This is a genomic window from Streptococcus salivarius (assembly GCF_002094975.1).
GTDB lineage: Bacteria > Bacillota > Bacilli > Lactobacillales > Streptococcaceae > Streptococcus > Streptococcus salivarius_D.
Window position 1 is genome coordinate 1,701,803 of sequence record NZ_CP015283.1, and the last position, 20,651, is coordinate 1,722,453.

Below are 20,651 nucleotides of genomic sequence, written 5' to 3' on the forward strand. Positions count from 1 at the left end.
ACAAGGTAAATACCTAAAATCTACTTAAGAGGTATTTTTATGTCTAGAAGAGAAAGATTCACCCCATACGAGAAAGAACAAGCTTGTCTCGATTATATTAATGGAAATCGTTCCAGATCTGAAATATGTAACTGTCTCCATATTTCCACAAGGACGATTCAAGATTGGGCCGCCATCTATAAAAAATATGGGATTTTAGGATTCACAAAGAAAACAAAAAACAGTTCCTATTCAAAAGAATTTAAAATGGAACTTGTAGAAAAATGTATTAGTGGTGAGGCTTCATCTATTGATTTAGGTCATCAGTATGATATTTCTTCAGGACTTTTAAGAAAGTGGATTAGGATGTATAATGCCAATATAGAACTTAAGGATTACAATCCAAAACAGGGGGTCTATATGGCAAAAGCAAGACGTAAAACTACTATTGATGAGCGTAAAGAGATTGTCAATTATTGTATTGAACACAATCGCAATTATAAGGAAACGGCGTCACTTTATGATGTTTCTTATAGCCAAGTGTATTCGTGGGTGAAAAAGTATGATAGTGATGGTGAAGAAGGTTTAGTTGACAAAAGGGGTCATCACAAACTAGATGATGAGGTTGATGAATTAGAACGTTTACGAAGAGAAAATGTGCGCTTAAAACGTCAGTTAGAAGAAAAGGATATGGCTGTTGAACTCTTAAAAAAAGTGAAAGAATTCGGAAGGATGTGAGGCTAGGGAAACAGCGCCACGAATCAAAATACTTAGCGATTGAAGACTTCAACACAAATAAAGGGTGGAGCATTAGCTGGATGTGTCATCAGCTCGGCATTACGAGGTCTGCATTTTATAAATGGAAACATAGAATAGTTCCAGAACAAGAACAATTAAACAGCGAAATTGCGGAATTAATTAAAGAATATGACGAACGTTTTTCACACATCTTGGGATACCGAAGAATGACCGATTGGATCAATCATTTCAATCATACGAATTACTCAAGAAAGAGAATTCACCGAATTATGAAAATACTCGATATTCACGCTTTTATCCGTAAGAAAAGGAAAAAATACAAGACTGCCAAGTCTGAAGAAACTGCAGAAAATAAGTTATCAAGAAACTTCTATACGACTGCTCCGAACAAAAAATGGGTAACAGATGTTACAGAGTTTAAGATTCCTAACTCTCATAAGAAACTTTATCTGAGTGCCATACTTGATTTATATGACCGCTATCCTATTGCTTTTGTCATAAGTGGTCGAAATGACAATCGGCTAGTCTTCAAAACATTTGACAAAGCTATTGAAAAAAATCCCACAGCTAAGCCTATATTTCACAGCGATAGAGGGTTTCAATATACCAATAAAAACTTTCAAAAAAAGCTGAAAGATACTGATATGATTCAATCCATGTCAAGAGTAGGCCATTGTATTGATAACGGACCAATAGAAGGTTTTTGGGGAATTATAAAATCGGAAATGTATCAGATGTATGAGATTTCAGATGAGGCCTCCCTCCGATATGCCATCAAAGACTATATCCGATTTTACTGTCAAGAGCGTCCACAAAGCAGATATGACTGTAGAACGCCTTTGGAAGTCAGAAACGCTGCCTTAACATCAGAACATCCTTTGTCATACCCAATCGCTAAGAATAACAAAATTGAAAAGTACAAGTCAAAGTGGTCTGCATAAAAAAACAGCCGTACATTTATTTTGTACGACTGACCTTCAAAAACAGACACTTTTTTAGATATTTAACCTGTCTACTTGACAGGGGGCATATCACTCGTAGCTGCGGGTGCTGAAACAGTTGATTTAGGAGTTACAGGTAAGGCTGCTTCTCCACCAAAAATTTCAGCCGCTGTCGCAGATTGATACTGATTTTCCTCAGTAACAGAAGGAGTTTTGGTCGTCGCCACTTCATCAGCTTGAGCAACCTGAGTTGTGACAGCCAAAAGAACAGCCGCACTGGCATAGTAGATAAAATCTTTCGTTCGCATTTAACTTTCCTTTTGCATTTTTAATATGTCAACCATTTTACCATAGAAAAACTCTAATGGAAAGCTTATTGTTAAAAATTTCTAAATAAAATAAAAATATTATAAAACCTTAAGTACTTATGAACTTACTATTCGTACAACATGAAAACCTTTTAACTATATATTTGAATTACTCTTTGAAAAGCAGGGAAAGAATTATGCTATATCACTAAAGATGAAAATGTGTGACAAAAGAAAAATTCCCGAACTTCCGTCCGAGAATTTTATCAACTTTATTTACGTTTTGGTGGGTTATGGATAGCTTCTCCAAGTACGTCAGCAAAGGCTTCATACATGTTTTCAGAGAAGGTTGGGTGACCGTGGATAGATTGCAAGAGTTCATCGACAGTCAATTCATTTTCCATAATTGTTGACGCTTCGTTAATCAATTCAGCTGCGGCTGGACCGATAATGTGAACACCAAGGATTTCATGGTACTTCGCATCTGCAACGACTTTAACAAAACCTTGAGCTTCATTTGAAGCGATGGCACGTCCGTTACCAGCAAAGCTTGATTTACCAATGAGAACATCACCGTATTTAGCGCGTGCATCTTCTTCAGTAAGACCACACATTGCGACTTCTGGGTGAGTGTAGACAGCTGCTGGTGTGTAGTCAAGGTGAGCCTTACGGACATTGCCACGCATAGCATTTTCAGCTGCAACTTCACCCATACGGTAAGCAGCGTGAGCAAGCATCTTAGTTCCGTTAACATCACCCGGTGCGTAGATTCCTGGGATTGATGTTTCTTGATAAGCATTAACTTTGATACGACCACGGTCAAGTTCAAGGTTAAGATTTTCAAGACCATCCAATTGTGGGACACGACCGATTGAAAGAAGGGCACGATCCGCTACAATCTCTTCACCATTATTAAGTTTAAGGGTCAATTGGTTGTTAGCTTCTACAATCTCAGAAACCCCAACAGATGTCATGATCTTCATACCCTTTTTAGCAAGGATTTTTTGAAGTTCAAGTGATACTTCTTTATCCATAGCAGGAATAATGCGGTCAGCCATCTCAACAACAGTCACTTCTACACCGTATGAGGCATAAACAAGACCAAGCTCGATACCAACGACACCACCACCCATAACTGCAAGTGATTTAGGCAATTCACGCAAGTCAAGGATATCATCTGATGTCATCACAAGTTGTGACTCAATTCCAGGGATATTGATACGAGACACTTTTGATCCAGTCGCAAGGATAATATTACGTCCCTTGATTGTTTCTGAACCAATAGTAACTGTCTTATCTGGATTAACTTGACCAAGACCATTGAAAATAGTGACCTTGTTAGCCTTCAAAAGCCCTTGAACACCACCAGTAAGTGTCTTAACGACAGAGTTCTTAAAGTCAACTGTCTTATCCATATCGATAGTGTAGTTTGTTGACGCTAGGTTGATACCACGACCTGCAGCAATCTTAAGTCCATCAAGGATTTCTGCATTTTTAAGGTAGGTCTTAGTTGGGATACATCCTTTATTCAAACATGTTCCACCAAATTCAGATTTTTCAACGATAGCAACCTTACCACCAAGTTGCGCACCACGAATGGCAGAATAGTAACCAGCAGGACCACCACCGACAACGATAATATCGTACTCATTGTCAACAAGCGGTGCTTTTTCTGCAGTAGCTGCTGGAGCAGCTTGGGCAGGAGCTTTAGGAACTTCAAGACCAGCTGATTCCAACTGAACAGTTGCTTCTGCAACAGGTGCGCTAGCAGCGTTATCAGCCACAACTTCACCTTCTGCTCCAATATAACCAATAACCTCAGTAACTGGTACAGTTTCACCAGCCTGACGCGTAATCTTCAAAAGAACACCAGAATCTTCTGCTTCAAGTTCCATGTTCGTCTTATCTGACATGATTTCAAGGAGAATATCTCCCTCATTAACCACATCACCCTCTTGTTTTTTCCACTCGATGATTTCGCCTTCCTGCATGTCCACACCAAGCTTAGGCATAATAATCTCAAAAGCCATTTATAAGATACCAAGAGCGACCAGAAAGCGACTGAAAATTAGTCGTCTGACACGTCAGCCTGCTGACGTAGACAGACGGTCTATTTCCAAGCTTTACGCTCGGGTTCAGTTATTCCCTCTGGTTCGCCCTCTCCTTTCTATTAAAACTTCAGTTTTTAGATATTTTTTTCTTAAATCAACAATTCCATAGGATTTTCAATCAAATGTTTCAAATCAACCATGAATTTGGCACCATTCATACCATCTACAATACGGTGGTCAATTGTCAAGCATAGACCCATGATTGGACGTACGACAACTTCCCCATCAACAACAACTGGAGTTTGAATCGTTGCTGAAACACCAAGGATAGCTGAGTTTGGTTGGTTGATGATTGGGTTAAATGATTTGGTTCCAAACATTCCCAAGTTAGTAATAGAGAAGGTTGAACCTGACATTTCAGCAGCCTTCAATTTACCAGCCTGAGCTTTCTTGATGACATCCTTAGAGGCCACAACAAACTCAGACAAACTCATCTTATCTGCACCGTGAACGACAGGTACAATCAAGCCATCATCGAGACCAACGGCAATACCGAGATTAACAAATTTGTGTAATTCGATATTTTGCGCATCGTCAATCAAGGATGCATTGAGGTAACGGTGTTCCTCTTTCATAAGGGTACGCACAACTGCCAAACCAATCAAATCAGTGAAGGTTACCTTCATGCCAGTCTTATTCATGATTGGATCAAGGACTTGCTTACGAAGAGCCATTAGGTTAGTCATGTCCACGTCATAGTTAAGGGTGAAGGTTGGTGCAGTCAAGTATGAGTGCGTCATTCCCTTAGAAATCGCCTTACGCATAGCAGACATTGGGATAACTTCCACGCCTTCTGGCAAGACTTTTTCAGGTTTAGCTTCAACCACAGGTGCAGCCGCCGCTTCCTTAACTTGCGCTGGAGCACTGATTGCAAGGATGTCTTCCTTAGTAATCTTACCACCAAAGCCTGTTCCAGATACGCTAGCTAAGTCAATACCAAGGTCCGCTGCAATCTTACGTGCCAGTGGAGTCACCTTAGGTTGAGCACCTTTAAAGTTCTCAACGTCATCAGCATGAACACGACCTTTTGCTCCAGTTCCTGGAACTTGAGTGAGGTCAATACCCAACTCACGCGCCACCTTACGGGCCTTAGGCGTTGCACGTACTTTTCCACCTTCGTGTACGACAGGAGCCTGGGTTGCCACTACAGGTGCTTCTACAGTAGCAACTTCTTCAACTTTTGGAGCAGGTTCAGCAGCTGGTGCGCTAGCTACGTTATCAGCCACCACTTCACCTTCTGCTCCAATATAACCAATAACCTCAGTAACTGGTACAGTTTCACCAGCCTGACGCGTAATCTTCAAAAGGACACCTGAATCCTCTGCTTCAAGTTCCATGTTCGTCTTATCTGACATGATTTCAAGAAGGATATCTCCCTCATTAACCACATCACCCTCTTGTTTCTTCCACTCGATGATTTCGCCTTCCTGCATATCAACACCAAGCTTAGGCATAATAATCTCAAAAGCCATTTATAAGATACCAAGAGCGACCAGAAAGCGACTGAAAATTAGGCGTCTGACACGTCAGCCTGCTGACGTAGACAGACGGTCTATTTTCCGAGCTTTCCACTCGGGTTCAGTTATGCCCTCTGGTTCGCCCTCTCCTTTCTACTTTAAATTATAATTTCCGATACTCCCACAGTGAAAACAAGAAACACATTTTACTAGCGAGAAATATCACTTAACCATCGCTAGAAAGTTAGTTTCCTTTATTGGCCATCTTGATAATTGCAGCCTTAATCTTTTCAACATCTGGAAGAACCGCTTGTTCCAAGACACGCGCATAAGGTACAGGCACATCTTCACTTGCCAAACGTACAATTGGGTGGTCAAGGTAATCAAAAGCTTCACTTTCTGTAACCATAGCAGCAATCTCACCGATGAATCCACCTGTCTTATAAGCATCATTGACCAACATAAGTTTACCAGTCTTCTTAACTGACTCGAAAATCAATTCCTTATCAAGTGGGATAAGCGTGCGTGGGTCAACAACCTCAACATTAATACCTTGTTCAGCCACTTCTTCAGCAGCCTTAAGAGCACGTTCCAACATACGACCATATGTGACAATAGTAAGGTCAGTTCCTTCACGCTTGATTTCACCTTTTCCAAGTGGAATGTAGAAATCAGGGTCTTGTGTCACTTCCTCTTTTTTACCGTAAAGTGCTTTTGGTTCCATGAAGATAACAATGTTATTGTCTTGAATAGCAGATTTCAAAAGACCTTTAGCGTCGTTAGCATTACCTGGAGCAACCACTTTAATCCCTGGAATGTGAGTCAACCATGACTCAAGAGATTGTGAGTGCTGTGCCGCAGAACCAATCCCTGAACCAGAAGCTACACGGAAGGTTACAGGAGTCTTCAAACCACCACCAAACATGTAGTTGTTTTTTGCACCATTATTAACGATAGCGTCAAGGGCAATCGTGATGAAGTCCATGAAAGTCAAGTCAACGATTGGACGAAGACCTGTAATGGCAGACCCAACAGCTGCACCAGCGATAGCTGCTTCTGAAATTGGTGTATCTTTAACACGTTTCTCACCAAACTCTGCCAACATACCAACTGATGTACCGAAGTCACCACCATAGATACCGACATCTTCACCCATAAGGAAGATATTTTCGTCTTTACGCATTTCCTCGCTCATAGCAAGGTTTACTGCCTCACGCAAGGCCATCAATTTTGTTTCACTCATACTTGTATTCCTCAACCTTTCTCTTTAGTCTACCCATACATCTTCAAAGGCAACTGAAAGTTCTGGATCTGGGCTATTTTGGGCGAACTCATAAGCTGCATCAACCTCTGCCTTAACTTGGCTTTGGATAGCATCTAACTCTTCAGCGCTTGCGATATTTTCAGCAACGAGATAGTCACGGTATTTAATAATAGGGTCGTTATTGTTCTTCCACTCGTCAACTTCTTCCTTAGTACGGTAAACACCCGCATCGGCAGTTGAGTGACCGAACCAACGGTAAGATTCTACCTCAACGATAGCAGGACCATTGCCACCACGGACATGCTCAACAGCCTTGCCCATTGTTTCATATACAGCCAAAACATCGTTACCATCTTCACAGTAGAAACCAGGAATGCCATAAGCTTCCGCACGTGTATAAAGGTGAGGTGTATTTGTAGCCTTATGGATATCCATTGAGATACCATAACGGTTATTGATGATAAAGAAGATAACAGGTAATTTCCAAGTAGCTGCCATATTGACTGACTCATGGAATGAACCTTCGTTGGTTGCGCCATCTCCAGAGAATGCCACAACAATGTTTCCTGTTTTTTTGTATTGCTGAGTGAGGGCTGCACCTACGGCAAGAGCGTAACCACCACCAACGATACCATTAGTACCATAGTTACCTTTTTTAAAGTCTGCCAAGTGCATAGAACCACCACGGCCCTTAGAAACACCGGTTGCTTTACCAGCAAGTTCTGCCATCATTTTATTCAAATCCATGTCTTGGGCGATAGATTGTCCGTGACCACGGTGATTTGAAAAGAAGATATCGTCATAGCTCAAGTGTTGAACAGCACCAACGTTGGCTGCTTCCTCACCAACTGAAAAGTGAGTCATCCCTTGAACAAAACCACGACGAACCAATTTATTAATACGTGAATCAAATTCACGAATACGTTCCATTTTAGTGAACATCTCAAGATGTGTCTCTTTAGAAAGTTTTACCATATCGATCTCCTCTATCGAAATTTTTCTATACATCTAGGATAGGTTAAAAAAACTTAATGAGCAAGAAATATGCTTGAAAGATGAAAAGCCTTACAACCTTATCACTTATAGGCAATCCGTATGCTTTTTTTAAGCGCATTATGATATAATTGTATAGATTTTACCCGAATAGGAGAATATTGGACATTGAGTGACGTCATCGTTCACGGGCTTACGGCATGTATAGCTTTTATTTTACAAATTGTTATCTTCAAAGTGACCACACAGAGACCCCTTAGATACTGGATTCTTATTTTAGCAGGTTTAGCAATTTTTGCCTCTAGTTATTTTGGTATTTCCTTTCCAAAATCCGGTTTTATTGGACTTGTACTTCTTCTAGCTAACAAATCTTACAAAAATCTGAGACATACCATTTTGGAGACTTTCTTTATACCTTTCACCTTTGCCTTAATGGTGAGACTGGTCATTTTCCTGATTATTCCAATCTTTTTCCCTTCTGTCCTAGATTATTATTATGCTGGTCCATTTATACTTTTTCTTGCGTTTTTACTATGGTTTGCCCAAAGTGCCCTTCTTCAAGTGGACTACTCTCGAATGATGCAAATTGATAAAGCGAGACCTTGGTACAAATCAACCTCTGTCGCCCTTTGTGGCCTAGCCTTTATCTACTTTGCTTCTGAACTTCTTTCAACAAACATTCACTTTACTATTGCCTTTCTTATTATTACAGCTCTGATTCTATCTGGACAGGTTAATCTCTATAGAAAGGACCTCAGTGCACAAACACAAGAAGCTCAAGAGGAACATTCTCAGCTTCTTCAAAAATCAAGCCAGAACATCAATACTTGGTACCAGAAAAAGACTAGCCAAGAGCTCTTTATCAAGGACGAAGCTGAAAATCTCTACGATATCATCCGTTTCAAACAAAACGAGGAAGCTCAGGAGTTAATTGACTACTTGCTGACTCCGAATCCATTAGATAAGAAGATTGATCATTTTTATCGAGATAAACTTGAAAATATTAAACTTCCTGATTTGCGAGTCATCTTTGAAGCTAAATTCCTAAAGGCAAAAGAATTGGATGTTTGGGTTAGTATGGAGGTCCCAGAACCCATTACCGTTTATCCTATTTATCCTTTAGATTGGGTATATAGCCTTTCAACGATCTTGGATCATGTCATTGTCCAAGCACAAGATAGTGAACAGAAATACCTTAGCTATGCTTATTTTAAAGATGAGGATAGTCAACACTTTGTCGTTGAAAGTTCAAGCACTAAAGAAGATTCTGCCATTACATCTGATTTCTCTGATCCCGAACTAAAACGCGTCAACAGCATCCTATCCACATATCCAAACGTTAACATTGTTTCAAATACACGTGCTGGTATTTACCGCTTACAAATCGAGATTGACATGACAAAAGGAGGTTACAATGATTACTAATATTATCAATCCTCTCTTACAGGCTGTTAGTTTCATTTCTATTTGGTACCTCTACCAGACTATGTCTAAGGTTAAGCCACTGCGAGGACACCTCTTACTTCTATTTTTGTCCTATGTAGCTGCAGCATCCTATTTTAGTCTCGTAAAAATCGTTATAGATCCTCTTTTCTTCCTTGTTGCTGATTTGGCCCTTGTCAAAGAGCGTTCTTTCTATCATCGATTGCTTTACGCTTTTTATCCAACTATCCTTTTTGATATGGCTACACGACTACTTTCAATTGTCATTCTCCCTCACGTCTTACATATCAAAGGTGATATTACCCTCGACACTAACTTACATATCTTGACCTACATCTTAGCTCCATTAATCATTTACCTAATGCTTAAAATCTTCGCTGTAGACCTAAGTCAGATGAGTAGTCTTGACGAGGCTTGGGCTAGACGTAACTGGTTGCGAAGCACTGCCTTCCTTGCTGTCTATTATGTCTTCTTTACTGTTATCCATGGTCTTAACAGCATTCTTCCAACAGCCAATGACCCTAAAAATTTATTTGAAATAATTTTCAAGGTCAATGCTAATAGTTCTGTTATCTTTGTTCTATATATTGCTCTACTACTATGGGATTTTTACAATTGGAACCAGGCTATCCACCAACAATCTATTGATAGGCTGAACAAAGAACGTCATAAATTGTTGGGAACTATGACTAACTACAGCAAATCCTTTATCCAAATTATCACGCAAAAGCAAAAATCCTTCGACCTATTCAAAAAAAATCTCAAGGACGTTTCTCTTGCCTTGGAAAATGAAGATACCGCCAAAGCTACTAGCCTACTTGAAATTTATAAAACGGACAATGCTAGCATTGGTAATCCAGAGACTCAAGAACACTTGGATAAGCTTAGCAATCCAATAATAGCAAGTTTTCTTTCAAATCGTATTTTGGAAATGAGAGCGTCGCATGTCGATATCTCCATTAATATCAGTCCTCAGTTTGGTGAGATTCCTTTACCTGACTTAGATTTATATCAACTGCTCCAAGCTTCGGATAAAGCGATATTTAAACTACTTCGTCCTGACATCAAGGTCAACAGTAGTTACCTCCAACTAGATCACTCGCAACTCCTTGTCGTTGAATTACCAGTTTTGGCTGATAAGGTTAGCAAAGATAAAGAACTGAATGATTTGGTTAAGACTTTGCCAAATGTTGACTATCGTATCGGTTTACATGCAGGTTATCTGACTCAAATAATTGAAATCTTTGAACCTGGTTATTAAGATGATATTGAAAAAGAGCCGGTGGCTCTTTTTTTGTTGCTTTTTATCTCTTCACTCTCAAACTTCCTAGCATTTTTGAACGAAGATAATTCTTCGACATACAAAAAGACACCCAAAATCATATAGACTGAGTGTCTCTACAAATAGTAAACTCCGACTAGTGTAGCTTAGAAGGCACCGCCTCCGCCTCCTCCGCCACCACCAGAGAAGCCACCGCCTCCAAAGCCGCCACTACCACTGTTCGAATTGATAGAGAAGCTACTTACGCTATCTGAGGCAGAAACGTAAGATTCTAGATAATTGACATTATTCATCATGATAAACGGTGCTGCTGAATAAGTAAACTCATCTAGAGATGGATTGCTGAGGTGGATGTTGTAACGTTTTAACACATCACTAACTTTTTTCGCCTGTCCATAGAGTGTCGCATAAACCAAGATACGATTCCAAAGGATAACAGATTCTAGTTCGGATTCTTTAAAACTAGGAATACTCTTAATCATATTTTTAAAGCTATGCCACTGGTAATAGGTTGAAATTTGAGTTGCATCAAGACATCTCTGACGACGTCTTTTCACTAAGTACCAGAATAAAATGGTAACTCCTGCTATAGGTAGAAGACCAAGAATATAGTAAAAACCTAGTCCTGATCCAAAGGCAGCAAATAAGAACAAGGTTGAAAGAATACAAAGCACCATTGAAAGTACCAAAGCTGCTACTCCCAATATGTTAAATGTCTTTTCTTTCGGACTAAAATCTCTATAAATTTTAGGAAGTCCAAGCGCAAATTCCTCTTTTTCTACGCCTTTTGCTACTTGATAGCCGTCATTAGTGAATTGATATTTGACACGTTTTCCTTGGGAACGTATTGCTTCACGCTCATAGCTTGTTCTAGCACTCTTAAATTGTTTTTCTAAGCCATCTTTATCAAGATAATAGCGCGAGAACATTTCCGTATCTCTAATTTCCATGCGACCATCAAACAACATATCCAAGAAAGACACTTCAAATGAAGAGAGCACCTCCTTTTCAATACGTGTCAGAATATTACTATCACCTTCTTGTCTATAGGTGAGATGACCTCTATCAATCAAATCAAGGATGGTAGCTTGTACCATATATTTAAACTTCAGAGGACCCGTTTCTTCTTTTAGACCTGTTTTGTCGAACGACTGATTATAAACATTCTTGGCTAGGACCAAAGGTGCTAAATTTTGAGGGGCTTCATAAAGACGGGCATCTCGAGGGAAAGAAGGCATCCTAGTGCTATAAAGAACAATGAGGTAACAGAAAATACCAATAAGAACAAAGCTTAAGATCACAAGTGGTAAGATGACATAAAAAATGCGTCGAAAGTTTTCTTTAGATTTCTTGATATCTGCTTCTTTTTTTAGAAAGTCTGCCTTATTCGTCTTATTTAATAAGTAAGCCTGATTATTTTCTCGTAAAGCACTGGTCATCGGCCAGTAGGCGTGTAATTCCAATTTACCTGATGCTGGTAAATTGTCTACATGAACCTGATAACCTGTAGAAGTACGCTTAACCTGTGGGTCTTTTCCAAAATAGCCAGCGTGAGCGTAAAGCTCTCCTTGACTTGCATCCAGACCATCAACTGTGAAGTCAACTTGTCCAAATCCTTTATCCCAATCAGAAATAGGAAACCAATTTAAAACTGCAATATCTGAATATAGATTCAATAGGTGTTGGATCTGCCAAGTAACTTTGAGGACAACCCTATCACCATCTGAACCTGAATTATAAACTTTGAGTTTAACACCTTCATAGGAGTCTGTTTTTTCAACTGTAATATCTGTTTTTTCTTTCCCATTTACAGTTGCTGAAACCTTGGGATCATCCATAATAGAATAACCACCAATTTTCCCCAAGGTTACATACTGACCTTTATAATCACTATCAAAATCATAAGTCACTTCCTGAGTAAATGTCGCATTACCATCATCATGAATTGAAAGATGACCAACATAGGAAGGGAGACTATACTCTACCTCATCAGCTTTGACGTGATGCAAAGACAATGGCAGAAAACAGACTAACAAAACAGTTAAAGTAACATATTTAACAAGACCTTTCAGTATCTTTTTCATCATTTTGCTCCTTCAAAGATTAAAAAAGCAGGTGCAACACCAAGTGTCTCGATGTGCCCTGCTCTGATCCCTTATTTAGGCTTGATAAACAATCTCACCGTCACAGATAGTGTATTTAACACTGCCAGTAAGCTCTTCGCCTACAAATGGTGAATTAGCCGCCTTAGACTTAAAGTCTGCTGTGACCTGACGTTTTTCCTTGTCCGCAAAGATTACAAGGTCAGCTGGTCCATTTTCAGCCAAATAACCGGCATCGAAGCCATAAAGATCAGATGGGTTGCTAGTCATTACTTTCAAGAGTTCCGTCAAACTTAAGTGACCTGCTTCAACCAAGTAGGTCAATCCAAGAGATAGAGATGTTTCAAGACCAGTCATTCCTGATGGTGCTTTAGTCACATCATCGACATTCTTTTCATCGGCATGGTGTGGCGCGTGGTCTGTGGCAATAACTGAGATAACTCCAGATTTCAACCCTTCGATAACGGCCTGACGGTCAGATTCCAAACGAAGTGGTGGGTTCATCTTGGCATTAGCACCTTTTGAGAGCAAGAGGTCTTCAGTCTTAGAGAAATGCTGCGGTGCCACTTCGGCAGTAACTTGCGCTCCAAGTTTTTGGGCAAATTCAACCACTTTTACAGATTCAGCTTTTGACAAGTGTTGAATATGAACATGTGCTTGTGTATCATAAGCAATCATGACATCACGCGCAATCATACTGTACTCAGCTACACCAGTTGCCCCACAAATATGGAATTCTTTTTTAGCAATATTTTCATTGAAACCGAGAATACCATTTAGATCAGGATCCTCCTCGTGAAGGCTGATAAAGGTATTATTTTCTTTAGCAAGTTCCATGGCTTTTTTGACAATACCAGCATTGGTCAATGGAATACCATCATCTGAGAATCCGACAGCACCAACCTCAAGCAAGCCCTTGAAATCAGTGATGTTTTCACCATCAAAGTTCTTTGTAATAGTCGCAACAGACTTAACATGGATATTTTCCTTAGCTGCTGAAGTCAAGACCTCCTCCAAGGTTTCCTTGTCTGAAATCGTTGGATTAGTGTTAGCCATCATAACAACTGTTGTAAAACCACCTGCAGCCGCTGCTAAGGCACCAGTATGAATGTCTTCTTTGTGGGTTTGACCTGGCTCACGGAAATGAACATGGATATCTACCAAACCAGGAGCAACCACAAGACCAGTCGCATCGATGACTTGAGCATCTCCAGCTTCGATGTTTTCCGCAATCTTAACGACTTTTTTACCATCAACAAGAACATCAGCTTGCGTATCCAAACCAGACTTAGGGTCTACAACACGACCATTTTTAATCAGTAACATAATCTTCCAACTTTCTATTTTACTTCAACCAATCAATTGGGGATTGGCCTTGAGATACAAGGTAAGCATTGGCTTTTGAAAAAGGCCTGCTGCCAAAAAAACCACGATAGGCCGACAAGGGACTCGGATGGGCACTCTCAATAATGGCATGCTTTGGATTGGTAACCAGAGCTTTCTTCTTACGAGCATAGCCACCCCAAAGTATAAAGACAACAGGAGTATCCTTTTGATTGAGAACCTTAATCACAGCATCTGTAAAAGGTTCCCAAACCTGACCGGCGTGCCCATTTGCTTGACCAGCTGGAACTGTCAGACAGGCATTAAGCAAAAGCACCCCTTGCTCAGCCCATGAAGTTAAATCATGAAAGGGTCTAGGACCCAAATCTTCCTCTAACTCCTTAAGAATATTTTTTAAAGACGGAGGAGCAGGAAGGCTATCAGGTACTGAGAAGGATAGTCCTTGTGCTTGATGAGGCCCATGATAAGGGTCCTGACCAAGAATTACCACCCGCACTTCTTCAAATGGGGTCTCCAACAAGGCATTAAAAACCTTGTCACGTGGCGGATAAACCGTTCCCTGACTATAAACCTGATCCATAAACTGATTTATCTTTGAAAAATAATGATCTGGCAGTTCCTCTTTCAGAAGCTTGTGCCATGTCGAATGTTCCATAAAAACCTCTTTTTAGACTGTTTTACACCCTAAATTATACCATAATTTGTAGGGAATATTCGGAAAATACTGAAAAAGCATCCTGAATAGGAAGCATTTTCTACAAAGTTTTAAAAATGAATGATTCCACAAGTTTAAAGGGCTTACAACCTTTAACTCGTTATAGTTTTATGTTATAATTTAAACTTGTATTTTAACAGAAAAGGTAATCCTATGACTACGTATGAAAATTTAAGAGCAGCCAGACGAGGTCCTATTGTCAGCATTGCTGCCTACGTTCTTCTTACCATTGCAAAGCTTCTAGCTGGACACTTTTTAAACTCTAGCTCTTTGATCGCCGATGGTTTCAATAACTTGTCAGATATTTTGGGGAACGTGGCCCTACTCATTGGATTGCACCTAGCTAGTCAACCAGCTGATGCAGATCATAGGTTTGGTCATTGGAAGATTGAAGACTTATCAAGTCTAGTCACTTCCTTTATCATGTTCGTGGTAGGTTTCCAGGTCCTGATTCAAACTGTCCGAAAGATTTTTCTAAGAGAGGAAACTGTGGTTGATCCACTTGGTGCCACTGTTGGTATCCTGTCTGCTATCGTCATGTGTGGCGTTTACTTTTACAATAAAAGACTTGCTAAAAAGCTAAAATCTAGTGCTTTGATTGCTGCTGCCAAGGACAATCTCTCCGATGCTGTAACTTCTATTGGTACCTCAATCGCTATCGTTGCAGCATCCTTCAACCTTACGATTATTGACTATATTACTGCTATTATCATTACCTTCTTCATCCTAAAGACAGCCTATGATATCTTCATGGAAGCAACCTTTAGTTTGTCAGACGGTTTCGACGAGAGAAATCTCAAGGCCTATGAAAAAGCCATTCTTGAGATTCCAAAAGTCACTAAGGTTAAGAAACAACGTGGCCGTTCTTATGGTAGCAACGTCTATCTTGATATTGTGGTTGAGATGAATCCTGACCTCTCTGTTTACGAGAGTCATGCCATCACTGAACAAATTGAAGAGGTCCTCAGCAAGCGTTTCTCTGTCTATGACACTGATGTCCACGTAGAGCCCGCTGCTATTCCCGAAGACGAAATTTATGGCAATGTCCTTCACAAACTCTCTCGCAATGAAAAGATTATTCTGTCAAAAATTCCTGACTATGAAAATCTCTTGGCACCTGACTTCTACTTAATCGATGAAAATGGTCATCATCATACTCGTGAAGAAGTCATTGCTAATCAACAACCACTTCTCAATAACTTTGACAGCTTCAAGATGACATCTGTTAGTCAAAAAACGAAATTAATTAGTTATGAGTTGGGAGGAAATTTTCACACTAGTATCTGGCGTCGAAATGAAACCTGGTTCATGATTTACCACCAAGTAACAACGATAAAAGACGAAAAGTAACGAGCAAGTAAGCTCGTTTTTTTCTGTTTCCAACTATAATTTGTGTAACATTCATACGAATCTAAAAATTACATTAAAATACCGAATGTTGGGAAAACTCTAACTTTTATATGTTATAATTAAGGTGTTTGTCACTACTGAATTTAGGGTTTTGACAGGCAAATGTTATTAATAGATAGAAATAATAGGTTCTGCCAGCTACAGAACCCCATAGATATTAAAGGAGACACATTGTGAAAAAGAAAATTGTTGCCGTCCTTTTAGCAGCTTGTCTAGCCCTAGCACCGAGTTTGTCTAGTGCAGATGAATTGATGGATATCACACGCGCTGCTGGTTATACTGAAGCCACTGAGGCCTATCGTCCCAAATCAACCCTCTTAATTGATGGCAATACCGGAGATGTCCTCTGGGAAGAAAATGCTGACGAGGTGCGTGACCCTGCTTCTATGTCTAAGGCCATGACACTTTATTTGGTCTTTGAAGCTATGTCTAAAGGAGAAATTTCTGAAGATACTGTTATCACAGCTACTCCAACCGACCAAGCTATTGCCGATATTTACGAAATTTCCAACAACAAGATTGTTGCGGGTGTTGATTACACCGTTTCAGAACTCATCACTATGACGGCGGTACCTTCCTCTAATGTTACAACCGTGATGCTAGCCAACTACTTGACCAATAATGATCCTGATAAATGGCTAGACATGATGAATGAAAAATCTAAAGAACTTGGGATGACCAATACCAAATGGTTTAACGCTTCTGGCGCCGTTGCTGTTGCCTTCAAAGGTTACTACAGTCCTCAACGTTATGATAACAACCAAACCAACCAAACAACTGCGCGTGATTTGGCTATCATGACCTATAACTTCATCAAGAAATACCCAGAAATTCTTAAGTACACAAGCAAACCTGTTGTCACAGTTAAAAAGGGAACACCTTACGAGGAAACCTTCGAAACTTACAACTACTCTATTCCAGGTGCCAAATACGGAATTGATGGGGTTGATGGATTGAAGACAGGATCAAGCCCAGAAGGTGCCTTCAACTATATTGATACCATCAAGCGTGGTGATCAACGTATGATTGCTGTCATCATGGGTTCTGGTGATTGGTCTGACCAAACAGGTGAAGAAATCCGCCATACCTTTGGTAATGCTCTCGTTGAGAAAATGTATAAAGACTTCTCTTACAAGAAAGTTCTTAGCAAGGGTGAACAAGAAATCGACGGTAAAAAATACAATGTCGAAAAAGATGTCTACGCCACAGTCAAAAAAGGCAAAGACCCTAAAATCTCTGTTAAAGATGATCACATTGTCATTGATAATGGTCTGAAGACAGTATCACCTAAGATCAAGGCTACTTCTGTTAAGGCAACTAAAGTTAAGGGATGGTTCGATTTTGGAAGTAACCCAAAAGATAAAAAGGCTACTAAAGCAACAAATAATGGTCAACTCCCAGTTTATTTCTGGTTGCTATGCCTTATCCCAGTTGGTCTCATCTACTTGATTTACCTTAATGAAAAAGGACGTCGTCAAAAAGTCAAAGAACGTCGTCAAGCAAGACAAATCAATAAATAAAAGAAAGCGTGTCCATGACACGTTTTTTTATACTCTATTCAAGGAAGTCCCCCAAGAATACTGATAAAACCACCCAAAACTATGCTATAATAGACGAGTATGACTTTTTTTACAAACAAATAACAAAAATAGATTAAAGGATGCTTTTTGAAAGAGCATAAAAACGTTGTTACTAAGGAGATTATTTTGAAAAAGAAATTGTTAGGGCTCTTCATGGTAGCTAGTTTGGCTTTAGCTCCCAGTCTGTCGTCCGCTGACCAACTAGTAGATATAGCACAAAAAGCGGGCTACAAAGAAGCGACTGAAACCTATCGACCTAAATCATCACTTTTGATTGATGCCAATACTGGTGATATCCTTTGGCAAGATAACATTGATGAAGTACGTGATCCCGCTTCCATGAGTAAGGCCATGTCTCTCTACTTGGTTTTTGATGCTTTGTCAAAGGGAGAAATCAAAGAAGATACCGTGATTACAGCCAAGCCAACCGATGAGGCTATTGCTAATATCTACGAAATCTCAAACAACAAGATTGTTTCCGGAGTTAAATACACGGTTTCAGAACTTATCACTATGACAGCTGTTCCCTCTTCTAATGCGGCGACAGTCATGCTTGCCAACTATCTCAGTGATAATGATCCTGACAAGTGGATTGATCGCATGAACGAAAAGTCTAAAGAGCTCGGCATGACAAACACTAAATGGTATAATGCCTCTGGAGCTGGTGCGGCATCTTACAAAGGCTACTACACGCCTAAACGTTATGATAATAACCACTCTAACCAGACGACAGCTCGTGATTTGTCTATCATGGCTTATAACCTTATCAAACATCACCCTGAAATCCTCAAATACACTAGCCAACAGACAGTAACTGTTAAAAAAGGAACACCATACGAGGAAACCTTTGAAAATTACAACTACTCCTTGCCTGGTGCTGATTATGGCCTCAAAGGAGTCGATGGCTTAAAAACAGGCTCAAGTCCTCGTGGAGACTACAACTACATCTCCACATGTAAGCGTGGTAATCAGCGTGTCATTTCAGTTATCCTAGGCGTTGGAAATTGGGAAGACGAAAGTAGCGAAAAAATCCGCCATGCCTTCGGTAACTCCCTCATTGAGAAAATGTTTAAAGACTACTCCTACAAGAAAGTCCTAAGCAAGGGCAAACAAAAGATTGATGGTAAAAAATACGATGTCCAAAAAGATGTCTATGCCACAGTCAAAAAAGGACAAGAGCCTAAGATTAGTGTTAAGGATGATTATGTCCTTGTCGATAATGGCTTAAAAACAGTGTCACCTAAGATTAAAGCAAGTACTGTCAAGGCAACTAAAACTGGCTTCTTTCTCTTTTCAGGAGGTCAAAAAGAGAAACAAACAAGCAATAAGCAAAACTTTATCAAACATTTTGCCTTGTTCTGCTTCCTCTTATTACCGCTTTATGTTGTCTACTTGATTTATATCAATGAGAAAAAACGTCGTCAAAAAGTCAAAGAACGCCGTCAAGCTCGACAAATGAATAACTAAAAGAACGTGCTCAACCGAGCACGTTTTTAGTTGTCTCCAAGAAATGTTTTGAGATGAGACATCTCATTTCGCATTTGTTCCAAACCCTCTTGATAGATGGCCTCAAACTTTTCAGGATCCTTCTCCAATCGACCAACTTCAAGCGCATGCGCTGGACGAATGGCATAAAGATTGCCAGTTTTTTCCAAAGCCTCAATCTTTTCAATACTCTTATTGTAGTGGATATGGCGATTTGATGCCACATCAACGAATTCAGGATATTTGCAGTAAAAGAGCTTGTAGATCCGCTTACTCGTTTTAGATGGCTCTTTACGGTAGCCCTTAGGACGCGTCAGAACGACAATGAGTTTGTCAAAGCCCAAATTTTCCATAAAATCAATGGGAAGACTATCAGACAGTCCACCATCCATGTAGCGTTTACCCTTGTACTCGACAATTTCAGAAACCAAAGGTAGGGCGGAACTTGCACGAAGAGCTTCCATCTGCTCAAAGACATGGTCAATCTTGATATAGTCTGGTTTGCCGGTCTCAATATCTGTAGTAACCACATAGAAGGGAACGCCCGAATCAGCAAAGGCCTCCTGATCAAAAACGTCTAACTCCATTGGAACCTTATAATAGGAGAACTCCTTATTAACGAAGTTACCGGTCGTCAGCCATGACCAGAAACTCATGTAGCGACGGTCTCCCATGAATCGTTTGTTGTAGCGAAGGGCTCTTTTGGGCTGGTTAGAAAGGTAATTAACACCAAAAAGCGCTCCAGCTGATACTGATACAACGCCGTCTACTTTGATTCCAGCTTCTAAAAAAGCATCTAAAACACCAGCAGTGTATAAGCCACGCATGCCTCCGCCTTCAAGGACTAAGCCTACCTTCATTCTAAAATCTCCTTCTTGATTGGTTCTGCTAGGACTTGATAACCTTGTGGACTCAAGTGTAAACCATCCGTTGTGTAAGTGTCATTTAACTGTTCTTGGGCATCTGTCAGGTAATCATAAAGATCAACATAGGTCACACCAGGTAGAACAGCTAATTGTTGATTCAGTTCACGGACAGTTGCATTATTTCGAATCTTAACCTTAGAAGCATATTGTGATTTTTCACTAACTGGAAAAACACTCAGCAAATAGACCTCAGTAAGGAGAGATTCCTGACGAACTGTCATGATAATATCGGAAATACGATTGACAATATCTCGAATGGGGTAACCCCTTCCGATGTCGTTAATACCAATCAAGAGTACCAATTTACTGGGTTCCAAATCTAAAACTTGCTCTTTAAGGTGTTCTAAAAGCCAAACTGAGTCTGTTCCTGCAATCCCACGGTTTATCAAGGGAAAATCTCGACCCAAATATTTTTTCAACGCAAAAAACTCCGTGATGGAGTCCCCTGCAAAAACAATTTGGCCTTTGTCTAACTTCTGATTTTCATTCACAAATTTGGCTAAACGCTCTTCTTGATAGGCCACAAGCTCGGGCCTAGTTGTTTCAATCATA

17 protein-coding genes are annotated in these 20,651 nt (G+C 40.0%); 7 read left to right on the top strand and 10 right to left on the bottom strand.

The features are described from left to right. Positions 1 to 39 precede the first annotated feature (39 nt). Positions 40 to 717: a helix-turn-helix domain-containing protein gene (locus tag V471_RS07940; RefSeq protein WP_045771627.1), complete on the top strand. Its 678-nt coding sequence runs from the start codon at positions 40 to 42 to the stop codon at positions 715 to 717. Further along, entirely contained in the window at positions 714 to 1,679 is a 966-nt protein-coding gene (locus tag V471_RS11100) for an IS3 family transposase (protein ID WP_045771628.1), read from the top strand. The genes V471_RS07940 and V471_RS11100 overlap by 4 nt, the downstream gene beginning before the upstream one ends. 71 nt (positions 1,680 to 1,750) lie before the next feature. Here V471_RS11100 and V471_RS07950 read toward each other — a convergent pair whose 3' ends face one another. The 5 genes from V471_RS07950 to V471_RS07970 form a co-directional block, all read right to left on the bottom strand. After that, the gene (locus V471_RS07950) at positions 1,751 to 1,987 is read right to left on the bottom strand and encodes a hypothetical protein (RefSeq protein WP_157108262.1); all 237 of its coding nucleotides are present in this window, start codon (positions 1,985 to 1,987) and stop codon (positions 1,751 to 1,753) included. A 272-nt stretch (positions 1,988 to 2,259) separates the two neighbouring features. Next, positions 2,260 to 4,017 carry a dihydrolipoyl dehydrogenase gene (gene lpdA / locus V471_RS07955; protein ID WP_049529174.1) on the bottom strand — a complete coding sequence of 586 codons (1,758 nt, stop codon included), beginning with the start codon at positions 4,015 to 4,017 and terminating at the stop codon, positions 2,260 to 2,262. A 170-nt stretch (positions 4,018 to 4,187) separates the two neighbouring features. Beyond that, positions 4,188 to 5,570 (bottom strand): dihydrolipoamide acetyltransferase, encoded by a 1,383-nt coding sequence (locus V471_RS07960; protein ID WP_004182553.1) that lies wholly within the window; start codon positions 5,568 to 5,570, stop codon positions 4,188 to 4,190. Between the two features lie 229 nt (positions 5,571 to 5,799). After that, entirely contained in the window at positions 5,800 to 6,798 is a 999-nt protein-coding gene (locus V471_RS07965; RefSeq protein WP_004182554.1) for an alpha-ketoacid dehydrogenase subunit beta, read from the bottom strand. A gap of 24 nt (positions 6,799 to 6,822) precedes the next feature. Continuing rightward, positions 6,823 to 7,794, bottom strand: a complete 972-nt coding sequence (locus V471_RS07970; protein ID WP_004182555.1) for a thiamine pyrophosphate-dependent dehydrogenase E1 component subunit alpha — start codon at positions 7,792 to 7,794, stop codon at positions 6,823 to 6,825. Positions 7,795 to 7,980: 186 nt separating this feature from the next. Between V471_RS07970 and V471_RS07975 the strand changes: the two genes are divergently transcribed. Both V471_RS07975 and V471_RS07980 read left to right on the top strand, forming a co-directional pair. Continuing rightward, complete coding sequence (locus V471_RS07975; RefSeq protein WP_004182556.1) at positions 7,981 to 9,237, top strand: ATP-binding protein; 1,257 nt, start codon at positions 7,981 to 7,983, stop codon at positions 9,235 to 9,237. Beyond that, a complete protein-coding gene (locus V471_RS07980; protein ID WP_004182557.1) occupies positions 9,227 to 10,516 on the top strand; it encodes a hypothetical protein in 1,290 nt (429 codons plus the stop codon). Before V471_RS07975 ends, V471_RS07980 begins: the two co-directional genes overlap by 11 nt. A gap of 167 nt (positions 10,517 to 10,683) precedes the next feature. On the opposite strand, the gene V471_RS07985 is transcribed toward V471_RS07980, so the two are convergent. From V471_RS07985 to V471_RS07995, 3 genes are all read right to left on the bottom strand, one after another. After that, positions 10,684 to 12,621 (bottom strand): DUF2207 domain-containing protein, encoded by a 1,938-nt coding sequence (locus V471_RS07985; protein WP_004182558.1) that lies wholly within the window; start codon positions 12,619 to 12,621, stop codon positions 10,684 to 10,686. Positions 12,622 to 12,696: 75 nt separating this feature from the next. Further along, positions 12,697 to 13,965 carry a dihydroorotase gene (locus V471_RS07990; protein ID WP_004182559.1) on the bottom strand — a complete coding sequence of 423 codons (1,269 nt, stop codon included), beginning with the start codon at positions 13,963 to 13,965 and terminating at the stop codon, positions 12,697 to 12,699. 19 nt (positions 13,966 to 13,984) lie between these two features. Further along, positions 13,985 to 14,638 (bottom strand): uracil-DNA glycosylase, encoded by a 654-nt coding sequence (locus tag V471_RS07995; protein WP_049554300.1) that lies wholly within the window; start codon positions 14,636 to 14,638, stop codon positions 13,985 to 13,987. 213 nt (positions 14,639 to 14,851) lie between these two features. Between V471_RS07995 and V471_RS08000 the strand changes: the two genes are divergently transcribed. The 3 genes from V471_RS08000 to V471_RS08010 all read left to right on the top strand — a co-directional run bounded on the left by V471_RS08000 (position 14,852) and on the right by V471_RS08010 (position 19,155). Beyond that, positions 14,852 to 16,048 carry a cation diffusion facilitator family transporter gene (locus tag V471_RS08000; protein ID WP_045772441.1) on the top strand — a complete coding sequence of 399 codons (1,197 nt, stop codon included), beginning with the start codon at positions 14,852 to 14,854 and terminating at the stop codon, positions 16,046 to 16,048. 233 nt (positions 16,049 to 16,281) lie between these two features. Then, positions 16,282 to 17,628, top strand: coding sequence for a D-alanyl-D-alanine carboxypeptidase (locus tag V471_RS08005; protein WP_084871382.1), 1,347 nt, complete (start codon positions 16,282 to 16,284; stop codon positions 17,626 to 17,628). Positions 17,629 to 17,814: 186 nt separating this feature from the next. Beyond that, positions 17,815 to 19,155 (top strand): D-alanyl-D-alanine carboxypeptidase family protein, encoded by a 1,341-nt coding sequence (locus V471_RS08010; protein ID WP_084871383.1) that lies wholly within the window; start codon positions 17,815 to 17,817, stop codon positions 19,153 to 19,155. Positions 19,156 to 19,181: 26 nt separating this feature from the next. Here the strand turns inward: V471_RS08010 and V471_RS08015 are convergent, their stop codons facing one another. Together V471_RS08015 and V471_RS08020 are read right to left on the bottom strand one after the other, a co-directional pair. Further along, the gene (locus V471_RS08015) at positions 19,182 to 20,033 is read right to left on the bottom strand and encodes a patatin-like phospholipase family protein (protein WP_004182564.1); all 852 of its coding nucleotides are present in this window, start codon (positions 20,031 to 20,033) and stop codon (positions 19,182 to 19,184) included. Then, complete coding sequence (locus V471_RS08020; protein WP_004182565.1) at positions 20,030 to 20,650, bottom strand: SGNH/GDSL hydrolase family protein; 621 nt, start codon at positions 20,648 to 20,650, stop codon at positions 20,030 to 20,032. Before V471_RS08020 ends, V471_RS08015 begins: the two co-directional genes overlap by 4 nt. Position 20,651: the final 1 nt, after the last annotated feature.

Excerpts from the sequence above, each read along its gene's own strand:
- V471_RS08000 (WP_045772441.1), top strand. The coding sequence starts at position 14,852 with ATGACTACGTATGAAAATTTAAGAGCAGCCAGACGAGGTCCTATTGTC.
- V471_RS08020 (WP_004182565.1), bottom strand. The coding sequence starts at position 20,650 with ATGATTGAAACAACTAGGCCCGAGCTTGTGGCCTATCAAGAAGAGCGT.
- V471_RS07985 (WP_004182558.1), bottom strand. The coding sequence starts at position 12,621 with ATGAAAAAGATACTGAAAGGTCTTGTTAAATATGTTACTTTAACTGTT.
- V471_RS08015 (WP_004182564.1), bottom strand. The coding sequence starts at position 20,033 with ATGAAGGTAGGCTTAGTCCTTGAAGGCGGAGGCATGCGTGGCTTATAC.
- V471_RS07940 (WP_045771627.1), top strand. The coding sequence starts at position 40 with ATGTCTAGAAGAGAAAGATTCACCCCATACGAGAAAGAACAAGCTTGT.
- V471_RS07960 (WP_004182553.1), bottom strand. The coding sequence starts at position 5,570 with ATGGCTTTTGAGATTATTATGCCTAAGCTTGGTGTTGATATGCAGGAA.
- lpdA (WP_049529174.1), bottom strand. The coding sequence starts at position 4,017 with ATGGCTTTTGAGATTATTATGCCTAAGCTTGGTGTGGACATGCAGGAA.
- V471_RS07950 (WP_157108262.1), bottom strand. The coding sequence starts at position 1,987 with ATGCGAACGAAAGATTTTATCTACTATGCCAGTGCGGCTGTTCTTTTG.
- V471_RS07995 (WP_049554300.1), bottom strand. The coding sequence starts at position 14,638 with ATGGAACATTCGACATGGCACAAGCTTCTGAAAGAGGAACTGCCAGAT.
- V471_RS07970 (WP_004182555.1), bottom strand. The coding sequence starts at position 7,794 with ATGGTAAAACTTTCTAAAGAGACACATCTTGAGATGTTCACTAAAATG.
- V471_RS07980 (WP_004182557.1), top strand. The coding sequence starts at position 9,227 with ATGATTACTAATATTATCAATCCTCTCTTACAGGCTGTTAGTTTCATT.
- V471_RS07990 (WP_004182559.1), bottom strand. The coding sequence starts at position 13,965 with ATGTTACTGATTAAAAATGGTCGTGTTGTAGACCCTAAGTCTGGTTTG.
- V471_RS07965 (WP_004182554.1), bottom strand. The coding sequence starts at position 6,798 with ATGAGTGAAACAAAATTGATGGCCTTGCGTGAGGCAGTAAACCTTGCT.